The 13,712-nt window shown below is 50.3% G+C and carries 9 protein-coding genes and 1 tRNA gene; 5 read left to right on the top strand and 5 right to left on the bottom strand.

Annotated elements, in window-relative coordinates; genetic code table 11:
* From Q0256_RS07450 to Q0256_RS07430, 5 genes are all read right to left on the bottom strand, one after another.
* The coding region (locus tag Q0256_RS07450; RefSeq protein WP_297961783.1) for a Dyp-type peroxidase at positions 1-833 on the bottom strand (833 nt) is incomplete at its 3' end.
* A 348-nt stretch (positions 834-1,181) separates the two neighbouring features.
* A tRNA-Ser gene (locus Q0256_RS07445) sits at positions 1,182-1,269 on the bottom strand.
* A gap of 382 nt (positions 1,270-1,651) precedes the next feature.
* Positions 1,652-3,109, bottom strand: coding sequence for an efflux transporter outer membrane subunit (locus Q0256_RS07440; protein ID WP_297961780.1), 1,458 nt, complete (start codon positions 3,107-3,109; stop codon positions 1,652-1,654).
* Entirely contained in the window at positions 3,096-6,254 is a 3,159-nt protein-coding gene (locus tag Q0256_RS07435; RefSeq protein ID WP_297961777.1) for an efflux RND transporter permease subunit, read from the bottom strand. The genes Q0256_RS07440 and Q0256_RS07435 overlap by 14 nt, the downstream gene beginning before the upstream one ends.
* Complete coding sequence (locus tag Q0256_RS07430) at positions 6,254-7,387, bottom strand: efflux RND transporter periplasmic adaptor subunit (RefSeq protein ID WP_297961773.1); 1,134 nt, start codon at positions 7,385-7,387, stop codon at positions 6,254-6,256. Before Q0256_RS07430 ends, Q0256_RS07435 begins: the two co-directional genes overlap by 1 nt.
* Positions 7,388-7,561: 174 nt before the next feature.
* Between Q0256_RS07430 and thiD the strand changes: the two genes are divergently transcribed.
* The 5 genes from thiD to Q0256_RS07405 all read left to right on the top strand — a co-directional run bounded on the left by thiD (position 7,562) and on the right by Q0256_RS07405 (position 13,642).
* Positions 7,562-8,668 carry a bifunctional hydroxymethylpyrimidine kinase/phosphomethylpyrimidine kinase gene (thiD, locus tag Q0256_RS07425; protein WP_297961770.1) on the top strand — a complete coding sequence of 369 codons (1,107 nt, stop codon included), beginning with the start codon at positions 7,562-7,564 and terminating at the stop codon, positions 8,666-8,668.
* A gap of 588 nt (positions 8,669-9,256) precedes the next feature.
* Positions 9,257-10,408 (top strand): MFS transporter, encoded by a 1,152-nt coding sequence (locus Q0256_RS07420; RefSeq protein WP_297961767.1) that lies wholly within the window; start codon positions 9,257-9,259, stop codon positions 10,406-10,408.
* Between the two features lie 406 nt (positions 10,409-10,814).
* Positions 10,815-12,398: a tannase/feruloyl esterase family alpha/beta hydrolase gene (locus tag Q0256_RS07415; protein WP_297961764.1), complete on the top strand. Its 1,584-nt coding sequence runs from the start codon at positions 10,815-10,817 to the stop codon at positions 12,396-12,398.
* A 21-nt stretch (positions 12,399-12,419) separates the two neighbouring features.
* A complete protein-coding gene (locus Q0256_RS07410) occupies positions 12,420-12,893 on the top strand; it encodes a hypothetical protein (protein WP_297961761.1) in 474 nt (157 codons plus the stop codon).
* A gap of 266 nt (positions 12,894-13,159) precedes the next feature.
* On the top strand, positions 13,160-13,642 hold the full coding sequence (locus Q0256_RS07405) for a flavin reductase family protein (protein ID WP_297961759.1): 483 nt from the start codon (positions 13,160-13,162) through the stop codon (positions 13,640-13,642).
* The last annotated feature ends 70 nt before the right edge of the window (positions 13,643-13,712 follow it).

Below are 13,712 nucleotides of genomic sequence, written 5' to 3'. Positions count from 1 at the left end.
CTCTCAAGCATCAGCTCCAGCGTGCTAAAGGTGCTTGCGTAGGCGATGAAGTAGGTTCCCGTCTCACCGCCTTGCACAAACGGCATATTGCCGCGCACGACCTTTTTATCGTCGCCGACGTTGGCTGCGGCGGAGTGCGAGTTGCTAGGCTTGATCTCCTCGCTCATTTCGATGTCGTTTTGTTTGCTGCGCCCGATGACGCGCTCCTGCTCTGCGACGCCCGCGGCGTTCCACGCGCTCATATCGTGGATATATTTTTGCGTAAAAAGATAGCTGCCGCCCTTGTACGCCGCATCCTCGTCGCCTACCTTGGCGAAAAAGTCGCGATCTGCGCCTTGCGGATTTTCGGTGCCGTCCACAAAGCCGATGATAGCGCGCCCGTCGTAGTATTTAAAGCCGCAGATCTCCTCCTCGCACGTCGCAACATCCTTTAGCGCGGCTCTGATCTCGCTTGCCATATCGTAGCAAACGGCTTGATTCGCCGCTCTGATGTGGATATGGATATCGCCTCCGGTAGCGGGCGCGATGTGCTTGTCACCTCTAATCTCTTCGAAATTTTTTAGCTCCTTCGGCAAAGGCTTCGGCAAGCCGAGCATTTTCCACGCCTCAAAGCCCACGCCCAGCACGCAGCTTGTTTCGCTAGCCGCGCCGAATCTCGTAACGGCGGTTTTGTTTAAATTTATCACCAGAGCGCAAAGGTCCTCGAAAGCCTTTTTGCAGGCGGTCTTGCCCGCACCAAAGCGCCAGATCATAAATACGGTGTTGTTGCCGGGCGCGTCGGTTACGTTTTGGGATTTTGCGTGCGCACAGGCGCAACTTTTTTCTTCACTCATTTTTCTCTCCTTCAAAGTGAAATTTTAAAAGGAATTTTAGCGCAATATCGGTAAATAACGCGCGTTTGGGTAAAATTTGCACAGGATTTAGGTACGAAATTTGTGGATAGAATTTTGCAAGCGTAGCCCCCAGATCTAAATTTGAAACGAGTAGAATGCCGTAGAATGGAATTTTAGTGAAATTTTAAGGCGCGACGCGCGAAATTTTATTTCGGCGGCGGAGCTATGATTTAAAAGCGTGGAATTTTATTTGCGCGGATGAGGACCCTTGCCGCCAACGAGCGCTGCCGCGTCTCGAGGCTTTTTTGCGATTGAGGCGCTTGAGTCTAAGAATATGAATTGAAGTAGTGGCAGATGGGAAGGGATTCGAACCCTCGAAAGCTTGCACTTTACACGCGTTCCAGGCGTGCTCCTTCAACCGCTCGGACACCCATCTAAATTAAAAGTCGCGATTATAGCGAAAATCTAAAATTTTGCCAAATTCCGTTTCGGCTCGCAATCCGCCTCGCCTTTAAATTTAAAACGCGGCGCTTAGAATTTTATCGCGCTGCTTGTAATTTCGCCGTGCCGCTTAAAAATTCTGTCGCGCCACTAAGCCAAGCCGCTTTGCGCTTCCTAGCCGAGCGACGATTTTACCTTGCTGCGGCCATTTTAAAATTTAGATTATCTTTGAAATTGGAATTTGCCGCCCGCCGCGGGGCTAAATTTAAAAAGCGCAAGCAGATTTTTCTTTCATACATCCGCTTGCGCCATAAAAGCCGAGCTGCGCTTTAAATTTACGGCTATTTTAAAATTTCGCGCTACTCGTAAATTTAAAGCTAATTAAAAATTCTATCTTTCGGGAACGCGGACATATCGGGCTGCACGTCCTTCTCCGCGCCTAGAAGCGCCTTTATTTCGCTATCTTCTATGCTAAAGCCGCCGCCAAGCGCCTTGTAGGCGTTTACTGTCGCGCTTAGCACATCAAGATCTGCCTGCACTTTATTTAGCTGCGCGCTAAGCAGGTTTCGCTGCGAATCCAAAAACTCCAGATGGTCGCTGTAGCCCGCCTGATACCTGCTTGAGGCGTTTGAATAAATTTTGCTCTGCGAAGCGACGAGATCGGCGAGGCTTACCTGCCTTAATTTTGCGTTTTGCACGCCGACAAGCGCGTCGCGAACGTCGCCGAAAGCGGTTTTAAGAGCTTTGTCGTATGCGATGAAGCTCGCGTTTTGCTCTAAATTTGCAAGCTCTACGCGCCTTTTTTGGCGGCCGAAGTCAAGCAGCGGCCCTACGAGCGAGCCGCCGATGCTCCACGTGCTTGCGCTTGCGGTAAACAGCCTGTCAAACTCGCCGCTTGCATATCCTGCCGAGCCGGTAAGCGAGAAGGTAGGGAAGTAGCCTGCCTTGGCGACGCCTACTAAGAAGTTGCTCGAGCGCAGATTTTCGAGCGAGCTTGCGACGTCGGGGCGGTGCAGGATCACGTCGCTTGGGATTCCGCTTGGGATCTGCGGCGCGCTAGGCATTTTCGCAGCGGTCTGCGGCGCGCCGCGTAAAATTTCATCGTAGCTCTTGCCCGTTAGGATATTTAGCGAGGTCTGCGCCGCGGAGAGCTGATTTTGCACACTTATCAGGCTTGCCTCGGCGCTTTGGACCGCGGCTTTGGCCTGATAAAATACGATCTCGCTAATCGCGCCCGCATCGAGCTGCTTTTTGCGGTAGTTTTGCGTATCTTGATAGCTTTTTAGGCTGTCTTTTAAAATTTTCTCCTGCTGCTTTAATGCTAGTAGCGTAAAATAGGTCGTCGCAACCGTGCTGGTGATCGTGTTTTTGGCGGTTTCGTAGTCGTATTTCGTCGCATTAAATCGAGATCGCGCCGAATCTACGCTATTGCGCACGCGCCCCCAAAGATCGATCTCGTAGCTTAGCACGGCGCCGATCTGATACGAGCCGTGGGAGTTGCGATCGGGCCGGTTGCCGAAATTATTCTGACGCACCGCGCTGCCGCTTAAATTTACGTTCGGCAGGTATTCGAGCTTGCTTAGCCCTAAATTTACGCGCGCATACTCGACGTTATTCAGCGCGGTTTGCAGGTCGGAATTTTGCTCCAGCGCGCTTTGGATCAGGGCGTTTAGCTGCGGATCGTTAAAGCTTTTCCACCACTGCGTGCTAACGTTCGTGCTCGCGTAATCCGCCTTAAAACCGGTCTGTTTTTGTGGCGTGACGGGCTTGAAGTTGCAGCCGCAGAGTAAAATTCCAAGCGTCAAGGCGCTTAAGAGAGCGTTATTTATTTTCATCGTTCACCTCGTTAGTTTGGACTTTTTTGCCGCGTCTATCAAGCCAAGCGTTGAAGCTTTCGAGCAGGTAGAAAAACAGCGGCACGAAAAAGATCGCGATTGTAGATGCCGCGAGCATTCCGCCTACGACGCCGGTTCCTAGCGCGTGGCGGCTAGCAGCACCAGCGCCGGTGGCGATAACCATCGGAAGTACGCCAAGTCCGAACGCAAGGCTCGTCATCACGATAGGGCGGAACCTCATCTTGGCGGCCTCGACGGCAGCTTCCGCGATCGGTCGGTGGTTGTTTAGGTGCTCGTTCATCGCAAATTCCACGATCAAAATCGCATTTTTCGCCGCCAGACCGATTAGAAGTAAAAGTCCGATCTGAAAATATATGTCGTTATTCAGCCCGCGGAAATATGTAAACACGAGCGCGCCGAATACCGAAAACGGCACGGCGGTAAGCACGGCAAGCGGCATGAGCCACCTTTCGTATTGAGCCGCCAGGATCAAAAATACGAATATCATTCCGAATACGAATGCCTGCGCGCCCTTGCCGGTCTCGCTGACCTCTTGATATGCAGAGCCCGCCCAGCCAATCGAATATCCGCTAGGAAGCTCCTCTTTTATGACCTCTTGGATCGCGGCGATCGCCTGACCCGAGGTGTAGCCCGTGTTTGGCTCACCCATAATCTGCGCTGCCGGGAAGGCGTTAAATCTATTAACGGAATCAGGACCCAGCGAGCGCTCAAGCCTCACTAAAGAATTTAACGGTATCAGATCGCCGCTGCCGCTGCGGACGTAGAGCGATTTTAGATCGTTAGGATCGTCTCTATAGTTTTGCGTAGCGCGGATATAGACCTTAAACGTGCGGCCCAAGAGGTTAAAGTCGTTGATATAATACTGCCCGATGGTGGAATTTAGCACGGTGAAAATGTCGGCTATCTTAACGCCTAGCATTTTTACCTTCTCTTTATCTATATAGAGCTTATACTGCGGGAAATCGGTATCCAGCGTCGTTCGCACGAGCTTTAAAGCGGGGTGTTGATTGGCTTTGGCAGTTACGCGATCCATATCTGCGCGAATTTCATCGTAGCTCTTGCCCGTCGTGCTTTGCGCGTAGAGCTCAAATCCGCCCGTAAGTGAAAGACCCATGATAGGCGGCGGCGTGACGACGTAGGTCATCGAGTTGCGATCGGCGCCGTAGAGCTGCCCGTTTAGCGCGGCGGCTAAGGCAAAGTTGGAATTTTCATCGCCTGGGCGATCTTTCCAGTCTTTTAGCTTCATAAAAAAAGCTCCCGCATTTTCTCTGAGTGCTCCGGCTAGCATATCGTATCCCGTGATTTGGGTTATATCTTTTACGTTTGGATACTTTTTAGCGATGCTTGCGATGAAATCCTGATCGGCTTCCGTTCTAGGCAGCGTAGATGCAGACGGAAGCGTAGTCATCGCCATAATTGAGCCCTTGTCTTCGTTAGGCACTAGGCCGCTCGGAGTAAGTTTAAGAAGCTCTATCATTGCATAGATGATGATGCCTACAAAAACGAGGCTGATTAGTACGTGGCGAAGAACCATGCCGACGCCTGCGGCGTAAATTTTAGTTGAGATGCTAAAAAGATTATTAAACCATCTTATAAAGAAAAAAGGCTCAGATTCCTTTTTTTGCAAGATTAGAGCGCAAAGCGCGGGTGTTAGTGTAAGGGCTACGAAGCCTGAAAAACATACCGAGGCTACGAGCGTTAAAGCAAATTGCCTCTGCATAACCCCCGTAAAGCCCTCCATAAACGCAACCGGCACGAAAACCGCTGAGAGCACGAGCACGATAGAGATGACGGGCGCTACGATCTCGCCCATCGCCTTTGTAGTGGCTTCTTTGACGCTGAGTTGCGGCTCCTCGTGCAAAATTCTCTCTACGTTCTCGATTACTATGATCGCGTCGTCCACGACGATGCCGATAGCAAGGATAAGCGCGAAAAGTGTGATTAAATTTATTGAAAATCCGAAGGCGTAAATTCCGATAAACGCGCCGCAGATCGATACGGGCGCAGCAAGCGTCGGAATGATTGTCGCTCTAAGATTGCCTAAGAACATATACATAACGATGATGACGAGGATTAGCGCTTCAATGAAGGTATGAATGACCTCTTCGATCGAGACCTTTACGAAGCTAGTCGTATCGTAGGCGACGTCGTAGGTCAGCTCTCCTGGGAAATTTGGTTTAAGTTCGTCTATGCGCTTATTTACCGCTTCAACTACGGCTAGAGCGTTGGCACCGCTTTGCATAAAGATAAGCACAGGCACCATCTCTTTACCGTTAAATTTCGCCGAGATATTGTAGCTTGCGCCGCCAAGTTTGACATCGGCGACATCTTTTACGCGCAAGAAATTCCCATCTTTTTGCGCGCGTATGATTATATTTTCAAACTCTTCGACGGTTTTTAAACGACCCTCAGGCTTGATCGCATATACGTAGGGATTGCCTAAGTTCATCGGTTGCTCGCCCATCTTGCCCGCGGCGTATTGACTGTTTTGCTCGCTTATTGCGGCGATTATCTCGGCGGTCGTAACGTTAAATTTCTTAAGTAGCTCGGGCTTTACCCAGATCCTCATAGCATAATCTTTTGTGCCCAGCGCTTGAGCTTCACCGACGCCCGGCACGCGCTTTAGCTCATCTACGACGTTGATAGCTACGTAGTTTTGCATCTCTACGACATCCATCTGTTCGCTAGGATCGTAAAATGCAAGCACTTCGAGCATCGTACTGCTACGCTCGGTGACGGTTACGCCGTAGCGGCGCACTTCGTCGGGAAGTAGCGTAAGAGCTGGCGTGACGCGGTTGTTTACATTGACTTTCGCATCTGCTGGATTTGTGCCGATTTGAAAATATACGTTGATACGAACATCGCCGGAGGAGCTCGCTGAGCTTTGCATATAGATCATATTTTCAACGCCGTTAATTGCGTTTTCAAGAGGAGCTGCGACGACGTCGGCTATAGTTTGCGCATCCGCGCCGCTATATGTAGCACTTACGACGATTTGCGGCGGCGTGAGTTGCGGATACTCCTCGACGGAGGAATTTTTAAGAGCCAAAACGCCCGCGATTACGATGATGATCGAAACAACGCAGGCAAAAACGGGGCGGTTGATGAAAAATTTAGAAAACATTATTTCCCGCTTTCCGCATTGCTCTGAGATAGTTGTTCGTTAGGCTGCCCCGCTACGTAGGGATCGGTGCTCGCGGGCACCGGAGTGACCTTGGAGCCCACGTTGATCTTTTTAAAATTATCCAAAATGATCTGATCGCCGTCTTGCAGTCCGCTTGAGATCGTCGCCGTGCGGGTATCTTGCGCTGAAATTTTGACCACTTTTTTAGCGACCTTTCCATCTTGCACGACGTAGACTATGGTGTTGCTAAGATCTTGCTTGAGCGCAACTTGCGGAATTTTAAAGCCGTTTTTCTGATAAAAACCCTCGACACTTACTTTAGTAAAAATTCCAGGGCGAATTTCTAAGCTTGGATTTGGAATTTGAGCTTTGGCGCTGACTGACGCGGTGTTTGTATTGATGACGCTATCGATGAAGCTTAGCGTGCCGTTGTAGTCCTTGCCGCCGAGATTTATGCTGACTTGACGTCCCAGCTGCTTCCACTGCCCGTTTCTTAAATTTGCATCAAGCTCCAGCCTATCGACGTCTGCGATGCCGAATTCCACGTCGATCGGATCAAATTTGCTAAGACGCACCAGATCCTCACCCACATTTACATATGCGCCCACGTCCTTTTGCGTATCGCCCGCCATGCCGTCAAAAGGCGCGGTCACGAGCGAGTGGTCAAAATCGATCTTGGCGCTTTTAAAATTTGCTTCAGCTACCATAAATGCGGCTTTTGCGGTGTCAAAGTCCTTTTGGGAGATCGTGTTGCTAGCTTTTAGCGCTTTGGCTCTTTTGTAGTCCGCCGAGGCGTTTTGCAGATTGGCGTTTGCGCTGTCAAACGCCGCTTGGTAGCGCGAGCGGTCTATCTCGTAGAGCACGTCGCCCTTTTTGACGCTGTGCCCCGGCTCAAAAAGCTGCTTTTCGATGGTGCCCGAAACCTGCGGCTTTAGCATTATCTCAAGCTCGCTCACGGTCTGTCCGTTAAATTTTAAAATTATCGGCACGTCGGCGGATTTGGCGGTAAATACGCCTACCGGCAGTGCGGGAGCCTCGCCGCTTTGCTTTGCGCCGCTTTTCTCCTTTTTTTCAAAATAGGAGCAGCCCGAAACCAAAAATGCTGCGAAAATCAAACTAGCGACTTTTTTCATGTAATTTCCTCTATTTGGGTTAAAATTTTGTATTTGTAATAGTTATTACGAATAAATTACAAATTATAATAAAAACTATATAAATAAAACTTAAATTTAGCCCGTAAAATAATATATCAGACGGAATTATAGCGGAATTTCGATATAATCGCGCTAAAATTTTAAAGGCTTTTTATGAAAAGAATTCTTACTATCGCGGGTTCTGATAGCGGCGGCGGTGCTGGCATCCAAGCCGATATCAAGACGATTAGCGCGCATAAGATGTTTGCTATGAGCGCTATTACGGCGCTTACAGCGCAAAATTCGCGCGGCGTATTCGGCGTGCTGGACGTTTCGCCAGATTTTGTAGAGGCACAGCTGGACGCGATTTTTAGCGATATCTTTCCGGATGCCGTTAAAATCGGAATGATCTCCAATGAGGGGGTTGCCGAAGCCATCGCAAAGAGCCTGAGCAAACACGGCGCGAAAAACGTCGTCTTAGATCCCGTGATGGTCGCCACCAGCGGCGGAGTTTTGATGAAACAAAGCGCGCTGCATGCGCTAAAATACAAGCTCGCTCCCGCCGCGGAGATCATCACGCCCAACGTGCGCGAAGCAGAGGTTTTGGCGGAGATGAAAATTTCAAGTTTAGCCGATATGTGCGCCGCAGCGGTTAAAATTTCGCAGTTTTTCGGCGGCGCGATTTTGATTAAAGGAGGCGATCTGACGGCTGCGAGCGAGGCTTGCGGCGCGGCGGGAATGAATACAGCGCGAAATTTTAATGCTTCGCAGCAGGAGACGGGCGAAAACGAGGCACTCAAAAATTCTGCGGGTTTGACGGAGCACGCGAATTTCGCGAGTGAAAATTTTACTAATGAATGCAAAATTTTAACGGCGCGCGCGGAGCCTTCTTTTGAGCAAAATTTATCCGCAGCCTCCCTAGGCGCTGGTCTTGAACCGAGCGGCGAGGACGAGGGTGGGTATTTGACAAATTCCGCGGTCGATATTTTGTACGAAAACGGCAAATTTTACGAGTTTTCCGCGCCTAAAATTGCTACGCGCAACACCCACGGCACGGGCTGCACGCTCTCAAGCGCGATCGCGTGCGCTTTGGCGGCGGGGCTTAGCCTGCCTGCAGCTGTAGCCCATGCCAAGGGCTTCGTGCGCAGGGCACTGGGCTGGGGTGAGCAGATCGGACACGGATGCGGCGCGATAGATCATTATTTCACGGTCCAAGATCCCTTCGGCGCGGACTTTGACGGATCTTGCGCGAACGAAATCAAAATCATCGCCCTGGATTAAAATTTCAAGCGCTCATTAAAATATCCCTGTAATAGTTGGAATTTTAAAGCTCTGTTGCTAATTAAATTTAATCTAGCGGCACGAGATCGTCCAAATGGCTCGTCGCGACTTGTGATAAACGGCGGAATTGCGCGACTAAAAAGCGTGTTGCATGGGGTATGTGCGCTTAAAATTTTGGTTGATTTTTAGACACCATAATCCGCGTAGAATTTTAAAGAATTTTTGAATTTTATTGTAGGGTTCGCGTTGCAAGTTAGGGCTTTCCTTATTTGCCTTATGCTATAGCCCTGCTTCGTGGCATTGTTAAATTTGCGTTATTTCTCATAAGGCTTTATACGCGAAAAAAGAGAGTTAGAAATATAAAACTAGTCATGCATTCACTGCTCACGTTACTGCCTGCCTTCGCCCCTTCAAGGTAGACGCATCATTGTATGCCGACCATTGCGCTATACTTGCCGCAGCATTGCGACACCGCTGCGAATTCGCGATCCATTCCTTTCGTCTCATATTTGCTGAGTTCGCTAAAATTCCAAATTTTCTAGCAAAAGAGTTATAATGGCTAAAATTACGTAAATTTAGGAATTTAAAATGCACTGCAAAAAAGGACTACTACTCTTAATTATCGTCTCAGGGATAATCTCTGCCGCAGATAACTGGATCGCATCGCTACTGCTACCTAGCATCGCAGATACGTTTGGGGTGCAGGTAAGCGCCGCCTCCGCAGTTTTGACGGCATATCTGATCCCCTATGGCTTACTTCAGCCGGTTTACGGACATCTTAGCGATCGCTACGGCAGAGGTAAAATTTTAATCTCGCTAATGCTCTTTTTGGCGATATTTACGCTTCTTTGCTCCACTGCAAAAAGTCTAGCGTGGCTTGTTTTATTTCGTTTTTGCACGGGATGCGCGGCGGCGGGTATAATCGCTGTCTGCCTCGGCGTTATAGGCGATGCATATGACGATAAGGATAGACAAAAAATCGTAGCGATATTTCTAGGCTCGGTATTTTTAGGGCAGGGGCTGAGTGCGGCTTTAGGTGGATGGGCGGTGGCTAGATTTTCTTGGAGGGAGATATTTTTAGCCTTTTCTGCGCTGTCTGCGGTATCTTTCGTATCACTATTTACGCTAAATTTCAAAGACGCTCCGAAAAGCAAAGGCGAGAGCTTCGTAAAATCCCTAGCCAGCTTGAGCGGCGATGCTGCGCTTTTGAGAAGCTATTTTTTGGCTTTATGTAACGGCGTAATCGTGCTTGGGGCGTATTCATTCATAGGCGCTTATCTACTTAAAAAGCTGGGCTTGAGCTCAAATTTTGCCGGAGCCTGCCTTATGCTTTACGGCGTCGCTTGCTTTTTGGCAGGAAACGCTGCTAGATATTTAAAAGAGAAGTTGCCGCCAAAAGAAATTCTATCCCTCGGCTTTTTGGCGTCCGCTTCGGCGCTGTGCCTTTTGGCGAGTTGCTTTGCTGCCACTGCATATGTAGGGACGTTTTTGCTGGGATTTGGCTATGTTTGCGCGCAGTCGGTCCTAGCAAGCGCAGCGCTTCGTTGCGGCTCCGCCAAAGGTCTATCCTCTGGGATCATAGGCACGGCGATATTTTTCGGAGGCGGCATCGGTACTGCCGTAGGTGGCAAGGCGCTTGAATATTTAAGCTACCAAGGGCTATTTTGCGGCTTTGCTGAGTTAGCCGCCGCGCTACTGATTTTTTACCGTGCAAGCTTTAAGGGCACGCGTGAAATTTAATGCTCCGCAACAATAGCAGAATTTAAAATTAAGTATACTTCGCTCTTCGCTGCCGAGATATTTCATAAAATTACGCTATTTCAGGGCGCCGCATTGGCATCGTCGTAAATATCGCGGTACATTGCATCACGCTGCCGCTTTTTCAGCTTCCGTGATATGAGCATGTTTCGGAATTTTTTGGGCACGCGGTTTGGTTTTGGGCGATCGAAGTATTCCGCCGCGATCTACGAAATCGCGTAACGGGTGAGCCCGATCCCGCGGACCGCTCGGGCGCTTCGCTCTTCTAGCTAAATTTGGAATTCCGCCCCGTTTAGTGCGGAATTCCATCATTTTTTATAAACGCAGTAAAATCACGATAAATTTTTATGTTAAAATTATGATTAATAAAATTTCAAAAGGAGCGGCAATGAAATATAAAATTTTAATTGCAACCTTTACGGCTGCTCTGGGCTTACAGGGAGCGCTTGCGAGCGATTTTGACGAGCAGGCTTGCGCGGCGCTAAAGGGCACGAAAATTTACGATACAAAGATCAGTGAAGCGATCTGGAATCAAAGCGGCGAAATCGGCGCCGATAAGATGTCTGCGCTAACCGGCGGAGCCAAAAAGACGCTAAAAGCCGCGCCGCACTGCATAATTCACGGCGAGATAGCCTCGCGCACGGGCTCGGACGGCAAGCATTACGGCATAAAATTTGAGCTGCGCTTGCCAGGCGATTGGAACGGCAAGCTGCTATTTCAGGGCGGAGGCGGTTTGGACGGCTTCGTAGCGCCGGCTCTTGGCGCCGTGCCTATCCGCACTAGCACCGCAACGCCCGCGCTTATGAGGGGCTATGCGGTCGTCACGACCGATTCGGGACATCCTACGCCTACGCCCGAGTTCGGACTTGAGCAGCAGGCGCGGTTAGACTATGCCTATCAGGCCATCGGCAAGGTCGCGAGCGTCTCAAAGCAGCTGGTTTTTGCAGCGTATAAAAAAGCGCCCGCGCACAGCTACTTTATGGGCTGCTCAAACGGCGGGCGCTCGGCTCTGATGGCGGCGCAGAGGTATCCGCTGGAATTTGACGGCGTAATCGCGGCAAATCCGGGTTTTAGGCTTTCACGCGCGGGGGTTGCGGAGCAGTGGGACAATCAGCAGCTTATGAAGATCGCGCCTAAAAACGCCGCTGGGGAGAAAATTTTTGCAAACGCCCTTACACAGGAGGATTTGGATAAGCTAAGCAAGGCGGTTTTAGATAAATGCGATGCGCTAGACGGCCTAAAAGACGGAATCATCGGCGCTTGGGAGAGTTGCGAGTTTGATCCTAGCGGACTTGATCTACCCAAAGATAAAATTTCTACGATAAAGGCGATATTTGACGGCGCAAAAAACAGCAAGGGCGAGCAAATTTACAGCGGCTGGTTTTACGACGCGGGGGTAAATCAGCCCGGCTGGCGCATGTGGAAGCTTGGCGACTCGCAAAGCGCCGAGCCAAATGCTAGAAATATCGTGCTCTCAAAGGGTTCGATGAATTATTATTTTATGACGCCGCCGCAACCGGAGTTTGATCTGATGAACTTTGATTTCGATAAGGACGTAGAGCGAACATTCGAAACCGCGGCGATAAACGATGCGATTTCGACCAAGCTAGATAGTTTCCGCGCTAACGGCGGTAAGCTCATCATCGTAACGGGCGTTTCCGATCCCGTGTTTTCAGCGATGGATCAGCGCGATTGGTTCAAAAAGCTAGTGGAAACGAACGCGGACGCGGACGAATTTGCGCGATTTTTTGCCTTGCCTGGGATGAATCACTGCGGCGGCGGTAACGGCATCGATGACGTCGATCCGCTAAGCGCGCTTGAAGCGTGGCGCGAGCAGGGAACGGCTCCATCTAGCCTGCTAGGCAAAAGCACGAGCCGCGCGGGCAAACAGATCCCGATCTGTGCGTATCCTAAAGTCGCTACCTACGTAGGCGGCGACGAAAATAGCGCGAGTAGCTTTGAGTGCAGATAAAATTTATTTAAAGGAGCAAAGATGAGAGGTAAAATTTTAATCGCAGCTTTTGCAGCGCTGCTTTTGTGCGGTTGCGCGGCGCACGATGCAAAGCTAGGCAAGGAAGCGAATAAGAGAAGCGAAAGCGCGGCTGCGGACTGCGGCGCTAGTGAGGGCGTCTGCAAGGTGCCCGCGGTGCAGGGGCCGATGATAGGCGGCGGCACGGATGAGCACGGCTGCTTGGTCGCCGCGGGGCAGAGCTTTTCAAAGATCAAGAATGGCTGCGTGCAGGTTTTTGATGTCGCGGACGTGAGGCTGCACGACCCGGATAACGCTACGCTTGCGATTTACGGGATATTTTCCGCGGATAAAAGCAGGGTAGAAATTTTTTGGGCGAGCTTGCCGCAGAGCGAAATTTTAAGCAAAGTTAAGGGCGGCTACTACGTTTCGAAGGACGGAAAAATTTCTCTGCTAAAAACAAAAAGCGGCAAGGGCTATAAGATCCACAGAAAATAGCGGGTGAAATTTTAAGCCCGCTAAATTTCGCGCGCCATGAAAGAATTTAATCCAAGCACGCCAAGGCTTGGGCCTGCTCAGTAGGCTAAGACGTAAATTTAGGGCATTAATACCGAGCCGATTCGGCTATTCGCGGTTCTGTCGCCGATAAAATTTAATCAAAGGAGCAAAAATTGAGGTCATAAAAGTAGATCTACAAAAATCATATCCCAAACCCGGGCGCGACGACGCTTGTATCGGCCAAGTACGGCGGCGACGTCAATGCGATGGCGATAACGTGGGCGCAGGCGCTTGACTACGACAAGGTTACCATCGTGCCGCACAACGGCTCGTACACGCGGACGCTCATCGAAAAGAGCGGGTATTTCGCCGTGCAGATCCCTACGGCAGCGCAGGCGGAGCTGGTTAGCGAGCTGGGCGCCGAAAACAACTCGCGCTTTGATAACGCGGACAAGATGAAAAACGTGGAAATTTTTTATCAAGATGACTCCCGCGTACCGCTGATCGCGGGCTGCGCCGCATGGCTCGTTTGCAAGCGTATCCCTGAGCCTCATAACGAGCAGAGTTATGATCTTTTCATCGGCGAGGTCGTCGCGGCGTATGCGGACGAGCGGATCTTTGACGGCGGACGCTGGCTGTTTGAAAAGATCCCTGACGAGCTAAAGACGCTTCACTACGTCGCCGGCGGTCGGTACTATCTGGACGGCAAAGCGATAGACACCAAGCGCACGCCCATAAGCGGCGAGTAAGCCGCCTCGCAAAATGCCGGCAAATTTGTAAATTTAAGACGAGCGCACGCGTAAATATGCGGCGAACTTC

The organism is uncultured Campylobacter sp., from assembly GCF_937949835.1.
Lineage (GTDB): Bacteria > Campylobacterota > Campylobacteria > Campylobacterales > Campylobacteraceae > Campylobacter_B.
Note: the sequence above shows the minus strand (reverse complement) of the source record. Positions and strands in the feature narration are given on the sequence as shown.